The following is a 17969-nucleotide window of genomic DNA, read 5'->3' as shown; positions in this document are numbered from 1 at the left end:
ATTATTGGCAGTTAAGATAACCGTAATGAGTTATATCCGGCGACCGCAACGAGACCGCGACACGTCTGGCTCTACTGTGTTCAGCAGGAGAGGAAGAACTATGAGTCTCAGATTTGGCGACTAGCTTGAGAACTAGAGGAAGAAGCAGAGCACCAACTAGACATAAGTGTCTCTGTTTGCCGTTAGTAAGCCATAAATTTCCTTCCGCGGGATGTCCGTTATACACTCATCCTGAATTTTATCTTTAATGCAAATAAATGCACGGCCTGATTTATTTTCCTTGAAAGTTTGGCATGTTGTAAAGTACAGCCATTGTACTGCAGTGTATCACAACTTTAATAAGAGCAAGGTGTTGTGTTTTAATTATTGCGACCCGGCTTCTTCCCGTGTTTTCTTTCTCAGCAACGGACCAGAACCGTCACCGCTATAATCAGCATGCGCTCTTCGCTTTTATTTGCCTAGGGCTTGAGTGAATCTGGAGAACATATTCCACAGGCCAGATGGCATACGCCGTAATGGATACTTGCATTGCGCTGTAGACTATTTCGCCCTAGCTGCTGCTTGACCTGGCTATATACCTCACGTCACGCTGACCCGTTTCGGCTGTGGTGCTGGCGCTGGTATGTGGTATTGTGCTCAGGAGTCTTTTCTACTCAGACATCCTGCCAGTGGAGCGCCTGTTAGTCTGACACAACGTCAGCCCAGGGGACCTGAAGTTTTTTTCAGGTGGTTCCCTGAGTTGCTCAATGGCAAAATGAGTGAGGGATACATTATTTTTTCCATATATGCTCCCGTGAGTGCCCCTAGTTGACGGAAATACTGGGTCAGTTTCCTAGGCGCTGTCAGGCGGAGGCACTTACATTCAGTCATCGCAGGGCTTCTGTACAGGCTTACAGACCATCAAAACGGAGACTCGGATGCTAACAGATGAAAGACTCAGATACATCGCCGGCCAGAGCGGTGGGTTATTTGCTGAAGCTGCTGAGATGGCCCGCGAGCTTCTACATTACCGGCGGGCACTGGACAGCCCCGTTGTCATTATTGAACCACTGGGCTTGCTTTATATCGGCGATGGCAAAGGTGCTATGATCTGGCCTGCACGTTACAGGCAGAGGAATGATATCCCTCTGTATCACTAGCCCGGGATGGAATAATCCGTCAGCGTGTCTAGGAACAGGAGGGCCGAAAAAATCTGTTTCTGGCAGGCCGGACTGCATATAAATAGCTAATATCAGAAAGGATTGTTCAGCATCATCTCTCTGCCTCAGTGTCTGTCATTTTCCCCGGGGGATTTCCGGCAGTCGGGTGTTTTCAGCTTTCACCCGGCTGCCCGTCTTTCGTGTCGCGGTAACTGGGTTATGTTAGTTTGTCAGACCGAACTTCCCGATAGGAAGGCCCGATGAAAAACAGCATTGATGAAAAGATGACAGAAATAATAATCGGCGAGGCCGTTACCGAACTCCTAATCTCGGATATGGATATTTCGAGGCTGGCGCTGTTTGAAAAGCTCCGGTCAACGCGGAATGTCGAAACGGATAAGGCGCGCATCCGTGCCGGACTGCTGATTATCGAAGAGGTGCGGTGGGAAGTTCAGGCAAATGTCAGCGAAAGCAGAAAACTCCCTCACGATACTTCTGTATGCGTGCACGAAGGACAAACCCTGCACTGACACGGTTTTGTTCCGGATAATACAGAACTGACAGACTCATAAACTGACGGCAGAGGGGACTTCTGTTATACTGTATATTAATCCACCTTGGCCCGGAGTTTACGTGAAAGATGATGCCATTACCGAAGAAATTTACGCCGCTATAGGAGCGGTAGTTGCACGGCTTCTCAGGCCGGACGAGCACCTCACCCTCCACGACATCACCGAAGCCCTGCATCAGATGGGTGAACTGGCTGACGGTCATGACCTCCGGGACGCCTATTATCGGGCCGTCCGGCTGCTTGCCCGCCAGATGCATTGACCTGCAGGAAATCTTCCCGAATGGGTATGAAGCGGGCAAGGTGGTGGCTTCCTGTCACACGGGAACTGGATATCCTTTCACTGCCGGGGGACATTCATGAAATACCGGACAATCGTTACACGCAACGCCGTAATCAGCTGTTCCGTATGGGCTGCAGAGGACGGTTACGGCGCACCTGTGGCTTTCTGCCTCCTCGCAGTATGGGGGTGTCCTGTCAGAAGCTCTCGTCATCGGGCGTGCGTCCGACCACGATTTCCAGTGTGCTGCGCAGCGCGTCGAACATCACCACGTCTGACGTACTTTCTTTCTCGGCAATCAGATACAAGATGATGGTCTTGCTGGTCACTTTCCGTCCGTCCACCACAATTTCCCGGATGACGGCATCCAGCAAGGCTGTTTCTGCGGACATCCTGTCGCCCGCGCTGCGGAAATGATGTATGAGTTCTGCTTCGGTTGTGTTCTGCTGCATCCTGTTATCGACTGCCCACGCCACTGTGGGTAACTGAACCGGAAAAATCCGCGTCAAATGAAAACCGCCACCCTGAGATGGACGCGTTCTGTGGGCTACTTCCCGATTTCAGGTTGGCCGGAAAGTCATCCTGTACTTAGTGCTTGTTGTCCTCCGGCCGGAGCCGTGCGGTGGGCCCGTGAACAGACGCACTCTGCCTGTCCGGTGCCGGGCTGCGAACGGCCTGCACCTCTGCAAGGGCGCGCTGCAGGGCCATCAGGCGTTCAGGGTCTGACTCAGTCAGCATCATTGCCCTGAGCTGACGCGCCAGTGCCTCAACGCTGATGGCATCATCTCCGTCCAGCATGGTCGCGACGGCTTCGCCGATAATGATATCCATCATTCTTTCAGCATTATTTCTCTGCATAACCGTTTCTCTGATGCATATGCCGCTCCAGGAAAAAAACAAGCCGCCGCTCCGTGAGGCCTTCAGAATTCTTCTGACCGAGGGCCTGCAGGGCCCCGATGCCTCAGCGGCCAAACAGCAGACCGATAAGCTCGTGGTAGTGCTGTTCTTCATCGGGACTGGCGGCGACTTCCAGGCGGCGGAGCAGTTTTGAACAGACCGCCTTCCGGTTCAGGTTGTTCCCTGCCCTGAGGATTTCGACGACAATCTGTCCGAGCGTCTCCTGCTGTGACGGCTGCGGCAGCTTGCTGAAATAATGGGCAATATCGCTGGCTGTGTCCGGGTATTTCGTTACGTTCTGACGCATGGCGAATCTCTCAGATGGTTAAAATGCAGTCGAGTCTGTCTCAGGGGGAAGTTATACAAACAAAATAAAATTGTACAGTAATTTTGTTTGTATACTGTTTGTGTTTTTTTTGCAAAAAGTGCTTGTTTATGTTTATCAGTGACCTACGTGAGTATTATCAGGAAGGTAATGTGTGTATAAAGGAACGAATGGCTGTAAGCTTGGTGTACAGGTTGAGACCGACTGCGCCTGCTGCGTAACCGAGCAACGGAGTCATCCCTGACAGATGACTCACTTCGGGCGCACCCGTAGTGAGGTTATTGCTCATCGTCATTTTCCGGGCGGATACGGACCCCGACTCTGCGGCTTATCCAGCCATCATCAGGACGTGACACCGCCCGCCAGAGCAGTACCATCTGCTCACAGTGGCCCGGCGTCATAAATCCTTTCAGCCAGCGTCGGGCGTCTGCGATCATTCCAAGCCGGTCTTCACCCGGTTCGCTTTCTGCCATCAGGCTCAGCTCTACAATAAGGGAACTGACGCTGATTTCTTTCTCACCGAGAATGTGCAACACCAGTGTTGTCATTTTCCACTTTCTACCTCCTTAAATGGCACGCTTTCTCCGTGCAGGGAAGAATAACGCCCCTCAATATGATGACGGAAAAAAGTGTCAGGATCAGAAGCACTGCAGAACCCTTGGTAAATCTGAGTAGGTACTGCCAGCCAGCGGCGACAGGTGCCGTTGCTGTACTCCAGTTCCAGAATGCTGCAAGTCGGATCGAAGCCCGCGCTGCGGAAGAGGCCAGAGGTGATGTCATGTCTGTTCACGGGGAGGTGTCCTGTACTGGAAATATGTGGCGGTAATAAACATATGCTCGCGACGCTGAAGTTAGCCCGTATTTTACCATACTGACTAAGTTTTTCAGCCGTTAACGAACTTATACTGGTTAGGCCATCCTCTGCTCCGGTTACTGAACTCTATACGGCTGCCGGGAAATATGTAGCAGAGAACACAATCCTGGCTATTCATCAGGGCGACGTGTGGGGGTGAAGAAAGGAGAGAATATACCTTAAAATCCATATTTGTATCAAGAGAGAAAAAATAATATGCAACGCAACACTGAGACCTTTATCATTCTATCCTCAGGTAAAAAATTACGTTACACAAATAAGATAAAACACAACGACTACCAGCCATGACTGTCGTAAGAGTCCACGCTGGTGTCATAATGCTTTGTTTATTTATGTAGGATTTTCCTGTGTGACGAGAGTAGCCCGAGGAAGATTAATGCATTCCTTACACCTTGGCGTATCTCCAAGAGTAATGTTCTTTAAAATCCAACAGTACTCGTTTAGCATAAGATTTGGGCTTAAGTAGACGTATTGCATAGACTTAAAAATCTTCCAGAAGACAACGGATTTTTATTACTACTGTCAACCATCATCACTACTGTAATTGACATAAGCTAGCCGGGAATATCTGTTATGAGATTTATTAACTATCATGACGCTTGCTACGATTTGTATCATTTAAATTATTCATTATGGTTAATTCTTTCAGGTATTATAGGTCATTGTTATTGATGCTTATCTATAGCGTGCGTAGTGGAAAATATTTTTTCTATTTTTTCTATTTTTTCTATTTATTCATGCAGATGCTGAGGTAATAGCATTTTGGTTTTAATGTCCCGAAAAACTCCATTGCAGCATTATCGAGGCAATTTTCTGCTGGGGTAATGCTTTGCACACTGTGTGTTCTGGGTGGTTCCCCTTGCGAGCGGCATTCTAGGCGGCCAGATTTACCATTTCCTGCTATAAAGCAGGGACTGAGAGAAAAGCGTTAGGTGACCTTAAAGGATGTTCTGCCGGAAGCCGGGACATTTATTGGAAAAAATACGCATACAGGCCGGATAAGAATGACAGCAATGCCATGATTTCTGAATACCTGACTGAAGAACTAAGATATGCATCTCGTCGCAGTATGTTGATAAACAACTGAGCTTTCAACCCTGAACTCAATTGCGTTTCGCCTATCAGAAAATACGGAATAGTAAGTCTGTGCGTAAGCGTCGCATTTAGACCGTATTGACGTTCAAGCAGAAGTAAGGTCTACCTTCCATGGCAGCAGATCGCGGACCCGGTTCACCGGCCAGTCCTGGATATGACCGATGACGTAACGCAGCCACGCCTCGGGTTCAACGCCGTTAAGCCGGCAGGTGCCGATCAGCGAGTACAGAACAGCCGCGCTTTCCCCGCCCGCGTCTGAACCGGCGAACAGCCAGTTTTTCCGGCCCAGGGCTACACCACGCAGCGCGTTCTCCGCGATGTTGTTGTCTATCTCTGCCCAGCCGTTGCTGCAGTACAGGTTCAGCGCGTCCCACTGCTTCAGCAGGTACGCGAACGCCTTCGCCGTATCCGAGTGGCGCGACAGCACTATCATCTGCCCCTATATCCAGTCATACAGCGATAGCATAAGCGGGACGGTCCGCACTTTCCGGACCGCCAGTCGTTTCTCTGCCGGACTGCCGCGTATATCTGCCTCGATGGCATACAGCTCACCGATTCGCTTCAGCGCTTCTGTTGTGATGTCGGTCGGGGTTCGGACGTGGACGTCGTGGATTTTCCGACGGGCGTGCGCCATGCAGGCCGCTTCCGTGATGCGCCCGTCTTCGTACAGGGCATTATAGCCACCGTAAGCATCCGCCTGCAGGATACCGCTGTACCCGGCAAGGTGTTGCTGCGGATGCATTCCCTTACGGTCCGGTGAGTACGCGAACCAGACCGCAGGCGGAAGCTGTGAACCCGCGTTGCGGTCATCCCGCACGTACACCCACAGCCGGGCCGTCCGGGTTTTGCCGCTGCCCGGTTCCTGCACCGGCACCGGGATATCGTCAGTATGCACCTTGCCCGGCATCAGCACGTACTGACGCAGCAGCTCATACAGTGGCTCCAGCAGTTCGCTGACCGCGCCGGACCAGCGCCCCAGCGTGGCACGACTCAGCTCCAAGCCCTGACGACGGTAGATTTCTGACTGCCGGTAGTGTGGTGTGTGCTCTGCGAACTTCGCGGTGACGATTCGGGCCAGCAGACCGGAACCGGCGTAGCTGCGCTCTATGGGATTTGAAGGCGTGGGGGCCTGAACGATGTGGTCACAGCTGCGGCAGGCCAGTTTGGGCCGCTGCGTTTCGATAACCTTAAAGGCGCTGTTGATGAGCTCCAGTTGCTCTGACATGTCGCAGCCCAACGCGCTGAGTTCTCCGCCGCATGCCGGGCAGGTGATTTCTGCCGGCAACAGCGTGCGGGTTTCGCGCGGGAGTGTGATGGGGAGCGGTTTACGGGCGGAAGACTGGCGCAGCGGCTGTGGCAGTACCGGGTCATTCTGCTCGCCCAGCACCTCGGCCATCTCCTCCTGCAGGGCATCGATGCGCTCCTCAGCCTCGCGCACCTGGCGCTGCGTTTTCTCACGCAGCTTTTCGGAGCTTTTGCCGAACTGCATGCGCTGCAGCTTAGCGACCAGCGCCTTCAGCCGGCTGATTTCGCTGGCGTACGCCGCCACCCGCTGCGAGAGCAGACGGTTATACTCCGCCATTTTGCGGATGGTGGTTTGCTGCTCCTGCAGCAGCGCCCTGATCCGGGCATTTTCATCAGGGTGTGAGATGTCCATGACCCCACTTTACAGCAGGTTATATCCGCAGACCAGGGCGTTCCGTCCGCTGCGGGTGCTTCCAGTTAATGCCTTCCAGCAACATGGACAGCTGCGCCGGCGTCAGGTGGACTTTTCCGTCGCGGGTCACCGGCCAGACGAAGCGCCCGCGCTCCAGGCGTTTGGTGAACAGGCACAGGCCGTCCCGATCCGCCCACAGCACCTTTATCATGTCGCCGCGGCGACCACGGAAGATGAACAGGTGCCCGCCGAACGGGTCAGCACGAAGCGTATTCTGCACCTTTGATGCCAGACCGTTGAAGCCGTTTCTCATATCAGTGATGCCGGCAACCAGCCAGATGCGTGAGCCTGCGGGGGGAGATATCATCGGCTCCCTCCTTTCATTTCACGGATGAGCACCTGCAGCATTTCCGGCGTCAGTGTGCCTTTCAGCCTCACGGTACCGGAAGGAAGAACCAGTTCGCAGCACAGTGTTTCACCGGACGTATTTTCCGGCCCGGAGGCCGGAACGGCAACGGTTCTGTCCGGTTCGGCGGACAGCATGACAGGAAGCAGTGCCGGCTCACAGTTGTGTGGAAGCAACAGGCCTTTCCGATAAAGGCAGCGCCAGTTGAACAGCAGGTTATCGTTAATGCCGTTTTCGCGTGCCAGTTGGGCCACATTAGTGCCTGGCTGAAGTGATTTTTCGACCAGTGCGATTTTGAACGCTCGCGGGAAGTTTGGTCTGCGGATGCGCTTTCTGACGATCGGTTTTGCGGTCATAACGGTAACCACAGGTGCTGGCGGTGCGCTGGAGAGAGGGCGGTAAAGACACTCATCCAGTTTTTGTTCCGACATGGCGGAGGGCAAAGGCCATGAAAGCCCGGCTTTCCGGAAGCGAACAAAAAGATCGCAAACGGTCGTTTTTGGAATTCCCAGACGGCGTCCGGCCTCGACCCGGGCTAAATTCTCGTCGAAGTGCAGATGCAGGGCTTCAAGTAGCCAGGTCCGGTGTTTCATACGCTAATGTCCATTATAAATGATGGACATTATTGTCACGGAGCCGGAGGGAAACGGACAGACGGTCTATATGAGACGCTTACGTCTGTGCGGTCTGAACTGCCGCATACTTTCATTACGAGTCAATACGGTATGCGAGTGGCGCATAGGAACGTAAGGCTGGATACCGGCCGGAACAGGACAACTTTACTCACGTTCAGGTGATGCAGTTTTAAGCACACCAGGGGATGGGTGCTTATCAGCGGATTAGCGAGGAAATTCGTTTGAGCGTGATTATTCCGGTGTGTCCATGCTCATTTTTAAAGGAACGCAAATCGGAAGATTTATTCAGGAGCGGATACGCGGATGCAGTCCCGTCCGCTCCTCTTGGCTTCATAGAGCGCTGAATCCGCATCCGCTATCAGTTGCCGCCATGAAGTGTTTGAACTATCCTGTTTTGTTCCGGCAATACCAAAGCTGGCTGTAATATTTATGCGGTCTCCATCCGGAGCCCTGGAATCCCGATTATGCAGTCCTTTCTGGATGCTCTCAGCCAGTCTCAGCGCTGACGTGCTTTCCGTGCCGCTGACGACTATAGCAAACTCTTCGCCGCCGATACGTGCCGCCATATCGCCCTCCGTGATGTGAGTCCGGATGACGTCTGCTGCAGCTGTCAGAACACTGTCACCCACCGGGTGCCCGTAACGGTCGTTAATCAGTTTAAAATAATCAAGGTCCATGATAATCAAGAAAATAATCACACCCGGGCGATGACCGGACAGTAAAGACTCCCCTGTCTGGTCAAAGGCCCGACGGTTAAACAGTCCGGTCAGTTCATCCGTTTCAGCAAGATACTGCAGGCGGCGGGTGAGTTCATCACGCTCTTCAAGGCGAATTTTCAGGATTTCAATGGCATAAAACAGCTGATCCAGTTCCCTGACCCGTGGTGGCGGGTATAATGTGACATTCTTATCCTCTGCCATGCTGACAATCATTTTACGGGCAGACAGCAGCGGGCGCATAATGCGGAACTGCACAACGAAAACCCCGGCGGATATGAGTCCTGTAATGGTCAGCAGGGTAAAAAGCACGAGCGTGAACAGGTCAGATTCTTTGTTGGCCCGCTGATTATATTCTGCAGTAAGCTGCCTGAGATATTCATACTGCCAGCGTTCGAGTAACGTCAGGGTGCTCAGATAGCGTTCCGTCAGTCCGACCGCTGAGTAAGAATACTTCCCCGTACCGGACAGACCTTCTGAAACGAGCTGAGTGATGAGAGGGTGCCCCTCTTCAAAAAAGTGTTCCCTCGCTTCGACACGCATGGCGGCAAGTCTGCTGTTAGTGCCGATCGGAAATGTTCCAGCCGGAGCAAGGAGAGCCCACAGCATACTGACCCGCTCGTCTGCCCGGTACAACCCCTCGAGGTTGTACCGGGACAGAGTCGTCCCGGTCTGAACCGGAGCGATGAGCCAAGAACCTAAGCGTCCAGCGGTATCACGAAGCTCCGTAAGGGCTACGGCCCGCAGTACAGGGGTGGACAATGACGTATCTTCCTGAATCCATTGCGCGGACTTTACTAGGACAATGTCATGCAGGATGTCAGAAACAGTGAACATGCCATTTATTGTGTTCTGCAGTTTTATCCGGTCAGGTCCTTTGTGAGAGGCTGTCAGGTCGACCTGCTGCCGGACATCACGCAGTTTGTGCAGCAGATCGGAAAACTGCGGACTCGGCAATAGGGAGGCAGTCTGTCGCAGCGCGGCGTCCGTCCGCAGTCTTGCCCTGTTTAATCTCTGCCAGGCCTCTGAATGATCGTCTCCTGTCTCCGTCATAATAATATTGGAAGGAGCCCGTTCCGCCGCCAGTAAGTTGGCTGCATTTAACAGCTGATATAATTCCTGAATAATCCTGGCGTTTTGTTCTGCCTGTGACGCAGCATGCCAGGTTCCCCGAAGAATTATCCCGGCCATCACACCGGACAGGACAATAACAACCACGGCCCACCATCCCAGACGACTAGAAAGTCCGCCACTGTCAGTAGACAATACGCCAGCCTTCATTTCACTATGTGCTCTTTTTGTGATTTTGGCATCTTAAATAACTAATTAATATAATGTTGGTAAAGTCATACCTGTAAATCATCTGCATGGCAAGACAAAAAACTGGTAAGACCTGTCCATTCTGTCATCATCCTGAACCTGACAGTAAATAATTTTGTTGTGACCATTATCGCGACGACTCATACTATCTTCTAGGTCGTGTGTTTTCAGGAACGAATGCCATTTATTGACTACTATGACGTGAATGAACAAGCGTCTGTTTTTGATGGCTATACCAACACACACCCATCAAAAGTACATTTAGGACACTCTTTTTAATCATCTGGTTCACATTGTTCAGCCGAAAATTTTTTGGGTGAACAGATCAATAAGTACATCCAGAAAAAATTAGCACTTTGGGGTCGGATTCAAGTTATGTCCGGTTATTCAGCCATTTTTCCTCGATTTACGAAACTAAGGAAAATTGAATCTCGAAAGCTATATTAAATTTTTCGCTCCCATGTGTCCGAGCCATTGCTACGGAAAAGGGAAAGTCCAGGATACATAGCAAATTGATTTGCATGACGAGCCGGTTATGAGCACCTACCCGAAACGCTCCAGCGAGTTGGTGCTTACCTGCCCATTTAGTTTCAATAGCTACAGAATTGTCATGTTCGAACGAATGCGTAACATGATACACGTCTTTATGTTCCAAGAATAAAAAGTAGGAAAATGAAATCACGAAGAATGAGGGAGTGATATTTAAAATGCGGAAAATTATTTTTGTATAACAGATATTATGTGAGAACCCCGGACATATCAATACTAACGTTTATTCTTCTTGCAATTATCAGCCCTTATGTGGCCGTCACATGGTGGTGCGTCGACAAATTGCTTTTTTTCGCACCTTAGTGAAAATGATATGTGAAAGGCAATAACCTTTTTATTTTTTAAATAAACACTCCATAAGTATATTTTCCATTATGGCCACAAGTGATGTGGTCGTATTGGAAATTCTTGCTCTGAAAAATTAGCTGTGATTAGATGAATTATTTCTTCCATTGCTTTATTCATGATGATAATTAAGAAAATCAATGTCGATTGATTTGATCAATATTTCAGAATGTTAATCAACCTCGGCCACGACTGTGTTATTTATTTTCGACAAAAACTATGATGATGGCCGCAGAAAATGTGATGGATAGTAGGACGTCACAAAAAAAGCAAGATGGCTCATAATCCACTCAACCTTTTCTGACTGATCGGCATGGAATGTTACATTCAACTTTGAGTAAGTATGCCCTTGGATCTCGAGAGGAGAAATCTTCCACTCAAGGATTTGTTGAGCGTAAGGAACTGACTTACTGCGTAATTCCCTATCAGGTATAGCATGGCATAGATATGCTATAAACATATCATCGAAACTGCACAAATGGTCCCGCAAGTAGATATTGGACGTAGGTCTCAGAGAGAAGTCTACATACCCGCAAAGCATTTTCTCTACAACACCAATTTCACACCCGAATGTCATGAACAATCCTTCAGGAGCGTTCACTCTGATAAGGAACTCTTTCAACCATGTGTAACCGTAGATCTCATGTATTTCGGCGATGCGCTGGGGTTGGCTCGTTAGATCAATCCCACCGTTGTTAAATTCTCCGTCTATTCGCTCTGCCGGGCGATATGGAAAAACTACAAAGTTATGTCGTTTAAGTCGCTGCATTCCATTATCCTTATGCTTGTACACACAACATAAATCAAAAGCTTCTTTTCGAACACCCTGACAAAAGATCAGTAAACATAAGTAGATATTGCTTTCCAGTCGGCACTATCGTTTTAACCAGTGTTTCAACTGTGGTTACGGGCAGCAGAACAGCATTTAGGGGCGTCTTACAGCCAGCAGGGTTATCATAATATTCCAATTAAGAACAAAACCGCGCTGACATTGCGACAGGCGTATATCGGCCCGACGAAAAGAGAGTTTCCCTACCCGAAAGAATGGGAAAATTAATGTGGATGCGGCTGACTTCTGGGCCGCGCAGAACACCTACAGAATAGGTCTATTCCGTCGAAATGACTTACGGATGAAAGAGAGCACTATCTTGCTGGAGTTTGAAGAAAAAAAAGCGGTACCCGTTGCCGTGGCAAAACATGACACAACAGTGTATCGATGGATGATACACTGAGGCGCACACAGCTCATATCTCTGGCTCCATATGGTGCGCGTCTTCACTCACTTCTCCACGCCGCCGCTGTGGCGCCCATCGTCGCGGGAGGGGGGACAAGAGCTAATTTACGAAGCTCTTTATGAACTTGGGCGTCCGATAACTGTTATGGGTAGAAGTGCTGCTGATTATACAATACTGCTTCGGATTTATGATGTTTACTGCCTTAATAGTGCGTGTTCGTAATTTTCTGTAGAGATAGGCAATGGAAACAGAAATGGAGCTGCCACAACACTTACGGGACCGGCGATTGCTACAGCTGCTGGTGCATTGATTGGTTCCGTTGGCGAACCGCGTGGGTCTGTTGATGGTGTATCTGTGAGTACTGAAAGTAGCACTGGTAGGTTCTGCGATTGCCGGATGCAACGTTTCAGGAAACATTGGCGGAGCAGTAAATGTTATTTATGTACAATTCATGTAAGTGAAGGGGAAAGATGTTCCTTAGCCTTACACTTGGGATGGCTTGGGCGACTCTTCTGCTGCTCCTCCTGATTATCGTCCATAGGATTGATTAACCGGTTGCTAGAAGTGACAAGTGGCTGTTACTCAACATAACAGTTCTGACGACAGATGCATGCTGCTAATTCGCCAAATGCTGACGGATGGTATGGCAACTCTGCGGTGCAGAGAGGACTGGAAGACGCCAGCAACAGGAACATTCACTTGGTTGAAACCACGTAATTTTTGTCCAGTTCTAACATCAAGAAAAACAAGAAAAGTAGGTCAACAAAATTGCCTAGATCATTTGAGAGCTGCTGGGATTCGGCACCTAGCAGGCAAAACTCGAGTATTTCAATCTTTCTATAGCTGAAGTCCATATAAAGCGGCTTGCAACATTTACCGGGAAATAATGATTCCACTCAATAGACCGTAATATCATAGAGCGGATCAAGTCTGTAACGGGATAATCTACATGTCATGCCATTTCTGACCTCAATGTGCGTGGATTTAATCAGAATTCCCATGCGGACCATTAATTCTAACGATCTTCTAGAAGACTCCCGTTTGACAGGGTGTTTATACAATTCAGGTCCATAAAGCAAGTATGAAATGCTATAGATATCAAAGGGTGGAGGTCCAATTTGCTTCATTATGTATTCAAGATTAGAAGGGTAAAAGAAGCTAAGAATTTTCTTCTTGCTTTCTGTCATGTACATAATTTGATATTCCCGTGAAAATATCTTGCCAGTAGATACTCTAATTGATTATCAATTATAGATTAATGAATACTTGAAGAAAATAGCTGATTTACATCATTCTTGTTCCAAGTACAAAGGATTGACCATTTCTAAAGGTAACAGCCTGCAAACTTGCCACTCAATTCGTTATCATGCTTTTTCCTACATCCGTTGCTGTGAGGCGTTCTGTAGGGTATTGATGTTAATAAATTATTAATTAATAAATTCAAATACTGTTAATTCAACATGATAAGAAAATGTTCAGCTATTGTTACAATATCACGTAATAGAAAACCAACGGATTTGGTAAATAAAGAGAACAACAATATGCTGGTGAGCTACGTAAAGGGAATCGTTTCGACGGTCTGCATCTCTATTCGTTTATGTCTTAAACCGCTTGCTCCACGCTCACCGAGCGCTTTATGCCTATTTTACAGCCTGCCGTCCCCACTGAACTTGAGTTTCCCCATAATGTTATGGAACGAGTTATTCCTGAAAGCACAGGTCGATCAGCCGGTCTTACCAATCCTCTTAGATTGACTCGGAGTAGTTATCTGCTGGGAGAGGCAGTTTACTCTGGGCGTCACCTTAGGTGAGGACGCTGAATCAGTAGTCCCTCTTTCAATCTCTAAGCCTGGCGTTGAATCACCAGAAAATCATCACCTTCTTTATGCTGATGGTCATGGTCGCAGGTATTCTGAGACATGAAAGGCTGCCGTGTAAAGAAGTTCCGACATTTACAATTAAGAGTGCGGTAGTGTGAGTATCTTACCCGGGGGCACCGCTCAGAGTTTTTTTTGAACGGACTAAATATCCTTATGCAAATGCACTATAGCACTTGCTAAATTCAGTTAAGTCAGAGGTAGAGCTGTTTGGGGTTATGATATTGTCTAATGGAGTACCTATTTTAACATGTAAATGTGCAGGGCATCAAAAATTGTCATTTACACATCATGAAAAAAGGAAAGGGAATATAAAATATTATACCCACCCTTGGTGATCGTTTTTTAGAACTAGCATGATTAATGTCATATGCACATAGGGTGGTAGTGTGAAATAGTTTTGACTAGCTATTGGTTGTTTTTGATTCACTCTGCCTTTAGGCAGAGGCAAAGTGACAATTTTTTATCTTTTCCTGTATGTTTTTATATAAATTCTTTTCACCGAAAACAATCTGACTAGTTAGATGGAGTTATTGGTTTATTTCTCGCGTGATGCATCCTTCATCAGGTCGTTGAAGTTATTTTCTTCGCAATACCAGAACGGTTTTGGATTGTTGTAATTATTTTTCTAATATTTTACATCGATTGATTCAAGCAATGGTTATCAATTCCTGTTTCTATTGGAATTACGTGGGAAGTGTCTTTGAGAAGGTGTTTTTATTCTTTTTTTATCGTGAGGCCATTATTATTCACACCTATTTAATTTAACTAAAATACGATGTATAAAATGTTATTTTATAATGATGAAAATTACTTCCACCAAAGATCAAGAAGGAATTAACGATCGATATATGGTTTTTGATAGGCACAAACATAGATAATACCGATCGATTTCTCTGTATCAATCGGGTTAATTGATAATAAAATGCGGTGCATCTCTTTTACTTTGACTCAGGATTCTACGTATGTTCAAGCGACAACTATATGATAAAAAACACTTATATCGTTTTATCGCTGAGCCAATTATTAACAGAGAAGGCGGTGTTATAGGCTTTGAGGTCCTTACGAGGTTTTCCAGCGCTGGGACACCTGCTTATCACATGTCAAGAATGTCGATTTTAGCGAAAAAAAATTTTCTGCTTCATCAGCTTCAGTGCATTGATGAAAAGAGAGATTTTTTTAGAAACAAATCATTGCTATGCACTGTTAATGCCGATTTTGATATGGCCTCATTTCTTATTTCTGAATCAGAAATAAAACTGATCATGATGAGAAACCCTTTTATACGCATTGAAATATCTGAAAACTTTCCAGATCTTGATGGTGGGATACAAACCCCCATTTTGAGAGAACTATACCGCTATTATAAGTTATGGATCGATGATTTTGGCTCGGGATTTTCAAATCTTAAGGCTATACAGGATGGTATATACGAGTTTATCAAGATAGACAAGGAGTATTTTTGGAGGAATTATGATAACCCCGCATGGAATATTGTACTGAGAGATATATCAATGATATGTAGATATATTATCGTGGAAGGTGTAGAGAGAGAAGATTATTTAAATGGCCTTCCAGATATTGTATTCGGCATCCAGGGGCATTTTTTTGATAGTGTTTCTCTTGATGAGATCGAAAAAACAGACTTCAGGGAATTTATATACAGAATGAAAATTGCAGAAGGTAAAGCATCTAAAATTATGTGAGTGTTTTTATATTATAACGAATAGGAATATTCTTTCAATTAACTAAGGGCGCAACTTGATTTAATTTTTCCTCAAAGTGGTAAACATACTCATTTTTTCCTGTACATTATTGTGACCTACTCCCCGTTGTTTAATATACCGCGATGTTAGTAATGTTTTCATAATCTCTATGAGGACATCCCCATGAAGGAGTGTTTTTCCGATGAACAGATCATCAGTATCCTCCGTGAAGCTGAAGCCGGGGTTTCTGCTAGGGAACTCTGCCGCAAGTATGCTGTTTCAGACGCACCTTCTGCACCTGGCGCAGTAAGTTCGGCGGCATGTAAGTACCCGAAGTGATGCGGATCAAGTCACTTGAGGAGGAGATTGCCCGACTCAAGACGCTGCTCGCTCAGGCCATGCTGGATGAGGAGGCGTTTCAGGTGGCACTGGACCCAGAGTTCTGACGACAGGCCAGAAGCGGGAAACTAAAGAAGTTATGTGTGAGCAACGTCGTGCTACAGGCTAGCAGGTCTGTCCGTCCCTGTCGACCTGCCGCTATGAGCTTCAGAGTCCTACTGCTGATGCTTAGCTATCTCTACGCATAACAGAGCTGGCACTTGAACGCCGCCGCTTTGATTGCCGGCGTCTTTGGCAGCTTCTTCGGCGTGAAGGTCTTTGTGTTATCACAAGCGGGTCTACCGTATCAATCACCTTAATGGCTTGAGCGTAAAACGCAGACGGCGTCGTAAAGGGCTGGTGATTGAGCGGCTTCTGCTTTGCGCCCGGGTGCACCGAACCTGACCTGGTCGATGGATTTTGTCATAGATGCGCTTGGCAGCGGTCGCAGAATTAAATGCCTTATCTGTGTGGATGAATTCACGAAGGAGTGCCTGACGATCACCACTGCTTTCGGGAATACAGGCGTTCAGGCCACACGAATTCTGAACAGAATTGTAGATTTTCGTGGCTATCCTGCGACGATAAGAACCGATCAGGGCTCGGAATTTACATGCCGCGCGCTCGATCAATGAGCCTTTGAGCATGGTGTTAAGTTACGCTTAATCCAGCCGGGTAAGCTTAGATAGAACGGATTTATTGAGAGCTTTAGTGGCCGCTTTCGGGATGAATGAGCACTGGTTCAGCGATATTCTTAAGGTTGGCTGCAGGACTATAACGAGTGCAGACCTCATTACTAGACACCGTCCAGAATTTTCAGCAGGCTGAAGAAATGGAAAATTAGAAGGTAAACAATGACACTGGAAATGCTGAAAGGCGAGTGTGCAGGCATTTACGTGAACGAGCGTTAAGATCCAAAGTAGAATGTGTAATTGCACAAGAACGTCACGGTAGACTGGATCCTGATCAGTTATCCGCTCGACAAAAATGATTACCAAACGTTCATCAAATCCACCACCTATGAATACCGAAAAGGAGACCGGTAAGCATGGCATTCTCACGAGCAATTACAGTTTATTTTCGCCACTCGGGGGCGTGTTGAGAGTGATCACCACGCATGGCTCATGGACGCTGGGGCATCATTGTGGATTATTATCGCTAGATCGCAAAGGTCATGAGCTGTATGCCTCTGGTGAACCCCTCATGAACAGTGTGTATATTGAACCCGATGTCTGGAGCCATCACAGGACAGAATGTTGTGTGTTGATGGTTACTTCGCTACTGAGCGAGCTGATACTTGAAATGGTGAAAGAGCGAAGACAGAAAAAGTATCTCCTCTCGGAATTGATAGTTCCACTGTTGTTGAGAGGATTACTTGAGGCTCAGGAACTTCAACACGGTTGCCTGCCACTTCCGGAGGACCGGTGTCTGCAGAAAATCTGTAAGGCCTTGATGCTCACACCTTCAAACAACGAATCGTTGGAGATATGGGGTGATCATATCGGCACCAGCGACAGAACCTTGAGTAGGTTGTTTATCAAAGAGACGGGTTATACCATTTGGGCAATGGCGACAATAGTTACGGCTGGTGGAATTGATGACCCGACTTGCCAATGGGATGCCAGTTGCGATGATTGCAGGTGAACTTGGATATCGGAGTTCCAGTTCTTATATCGCTATGTTTAAGAAGGCAATGGGAGAAACACCGTAAGGCTATTTCAAAAAACCTTAATTAATAGTGTCAACACACCGCCCTAATGAATAACAATTCAACGGCTATTATGAATATTTTTCATGCTAGGAAGATAATCAACCTAACTGTTGCGGTGATAATATATTCTTCATCTATAACTAAGTGAATTCCACATTTTTTAATCTAAAGCCGCAAATACATTAATGCTATTTGGCCCTCTGCATAGCCAAATGTCTTAAGGCATAACTTATAACGCATGACGACACACAGTCATT

Annotated in this window: 14 protein-coding genes and 2 pseudogenes; 7 read left to right on the top strand and 9 right to left on the bottom strand. The window is 47.6% G+C overall.

The features are described 5' to 3' along the window. Nucleotides 1-917 precede the first annotated feature (917 nt). The 3 genes from PAT9B_RS24315 to PAT9B_RS30690 all read left to right on the top strand — a co-directional run bounded on the left by PAT9B_RS24315 (nucleotide 918) and on the right by PAT9B_RS30690 (nucleotide 1970). Nucleotides 918-1139 (top strand): hypothetical protein, encoded by a 222-nt coding sequence (locus PAT9B_RS24315; protein ID WP_013511954.1) that lies wholly within the window; start codon nucleotides 918-920, stop codon nucleotides 1137-1139. A 260-nt stretch (nucleotides 1140-1399) separates the two neighbouring features. Then, entirely contained in the window at nucleotides 1400-1669 is a 270-nt protein-coding gene (locus PAT9B_RS24310; RefSeq protein ID WP_013511953.1) for a hypothetical protein, read from the top strand. A 103-nt stretch (nucleotides 1670-1772) separates the two neighbouring features. Next, the gene (locus PAT9B_RS30690; protein ID WP_041526145.1) at nucleotides 1773-1970 is read left to right on the top strand and encodes a hypothetical protein; all 198 of its coding nucleotides are present in this window, start codon (nucleotides 1773-1775) and stop codon (nucleotides 1968-1970) included. Nucleotides 1971-2184: 214 nt separating this feature from the next. Here the strand turns inward: PAT9B_RS30690 and PAT9B_RS24300 are convergent, their stop codons facing one another. From PAT9B_RS24300 to PAT9B_RS24260, 9 genes and pseudogenes are all read right to left on the bottom strand, one after another. After that, nucleotides 2185-2439 (bottom strand): biofilm development regulator YmgB/AriR family protein, encoded by a 255-nt coding sequence (locus tag PAT9B_RS24300; RefSeq protein ID WP_013511951.1) that lies wholly within the window; start codon nucleotides 2437-2439, stop codon nucleotides 2185-2187. Between the two features lie 136 nt (nucleotides 2440-2575). Then, the gene (locus PAT9B_RS24295; protein ID WP_013511950.1) at nucleotides 2576-2845 is read right to left on the bottom strand and encodes a hypothetical protein; all 270 of its coding nucleotides are present in this window, start codon (nucleotides 2843-2845) and stop codon (nucleotides 2576-2578) included. Between the two features lie 103 nt (nucleotides 2846-2948). Continuing rightward, nucleotides 2949-3191, bottom strand: a complete 243-nt coding sequence (gene ycgZ, locus PAT9B_RS24290; protein WP_013511949.1) for a regulatory protein YcgZ — start codon at nucleotides 3189-3191, stop codon at nucleotides 2949-2951. 296 nt (nucleotides 3192-3487) lie between these two features. Further along, nucleotides 3488-3757 carry a hypothetical protein gene (locus PAT9B_RS24285; RefSeq protein ID WP_013511947.1) on the bottom strand — a complete coding sequence of 90 codons (270 nt, stop codon included), beginning with the start codon at nucleotides 3755-3757 and terminating at the stop codon, nucleotides 3488-3490. Beyond that, entirely contained in the window at nucleotides 3754-3999 is a 246-nt protein-coding gene (locus PAT9B_RS24280; RefSeq protein WP_013511946.1) for a KTSC domain-containing protein, read from the bottom strand. The genes PAT9B_RS24285 and PAT9B_RS24280 overlap by 4 nt, the downstream gene beginning before the upstream one ends. 1264 nt (nucleotides 4000-5263) lie before the next feature. Then, nucleotides 5264-6835 (bottom strand): annotated as a pseudogene (locus tag PAT9B_RS24275) (IS66 family transposase). A 19-nt stretch (nucleotides 6836-6854) separates the two neighbouring features. Next, nucleotides 6855-7202, bottom strand: coding sequence for an IS66 family insertion sequence element accessory protein TnpB (tnpB, locus tag PAT9B_RS24270; protein WP_013511945.1), 348 nt, complete (start codon nucleotides 7200-7202; stop codon nucleotides 6855-6857). Next, a complete protein-coding gene (gene tnpA, locus PAT9B_RS24265; RefSeq protein ID WP_013511944.1) occupies nucleotides 7199-7834 on the bottom strand; it encodes an IS66-like element accessory protein TnpA in 636 nt (211 codons plus the stop codon). The genes tnpB and tnpA overlap by 4 nt, the downstream gene beginning before the upstream one ends. 323 nt (nucleotides 7835-8157) lie before the next feature. Next, nucleotides 8158-9873: a GGDEF domain-containing protein gene (locus tag PAT9B_RS24260; RefSeq protein ID WP_013511943.1), complete on the bottom strand. Its 1716-nt coding sequence runs from the start codon at nucleotides 9871-9873 to the stop codon at nucleotides 8158-8160. A 5009-nt stretch (nucleotides 9874-14882) separates the two neighbouring features. Between PAT9B_RS24260 and PAT9B_RS24250 the strand changes: the two genes are divergently transcribed. The 4 genes and pseudogenes from PAT9B_RS24250 to PAT9B_RS31470 all read left to right on the top strand — a co-directional run bounded on the left by PAT9B_RS24250 (nucleotide 14883) and on the right by PAT9B_RS31470 (nucleotide 17712). Next, nucleotides 14883-15623 carry an EAL domain-containing protein gene (locus PAT9B_RS24250; RefSeq protein WP_013511938.1) on the top strand — a complete coding sequence of 247 codons (741 nt, stop codon included), beginning with the start codon at nucleotides 14883-14885 and terminating at the stop codon, nucleotides 15621-15623. Nucleotides 15624-15806: 183 nt separating this feature from the next. Further along, nucleotides 15807-16795: pseudogene (locus PAT9B_RS30340) on the top strand (IS3 family transposase); the annotation flags it as partial. A 193-nt stretch (nucleotides 16796-16988) separates the two neighbouring features. Next, nucleotides 16989-17645, top strand: coding sequence for an AraC family transcriptional regulator (locus PAT9B_RS31005; RefSeq protein ID WP_190274696.1), 657 nt, complete (start codon nucleotides 16989-16991; stop codon nucleotides 17643-17645). After that, entirely contained in the window at nucleotides 17599-17712 is a 114-nt protein-coding gene (locus PAT9B_RS31470) for an AraC family transcriptional regulator (protein WP_071883940.1), read from the top strand. Before PAT9B_RS31005 ends, PAT9B_RS31470 begins: the two co-directional genes overlap by 47 nt. The last annotated feature ends 257 nt before the right edge of the window (nucleotides 17713-17969 follow it).

The organism is Pantoea sp. At-9b, assembly GCF_000175935.2.
GTDB lineage: Bacteria > Pseudomonadota > Gammaproteobacteria > Enterobacterales > Enterobacteriaceae > Pantoea.
This window is presented reverse-complemented; position numbering and strand designations above follow the sequence as displayed.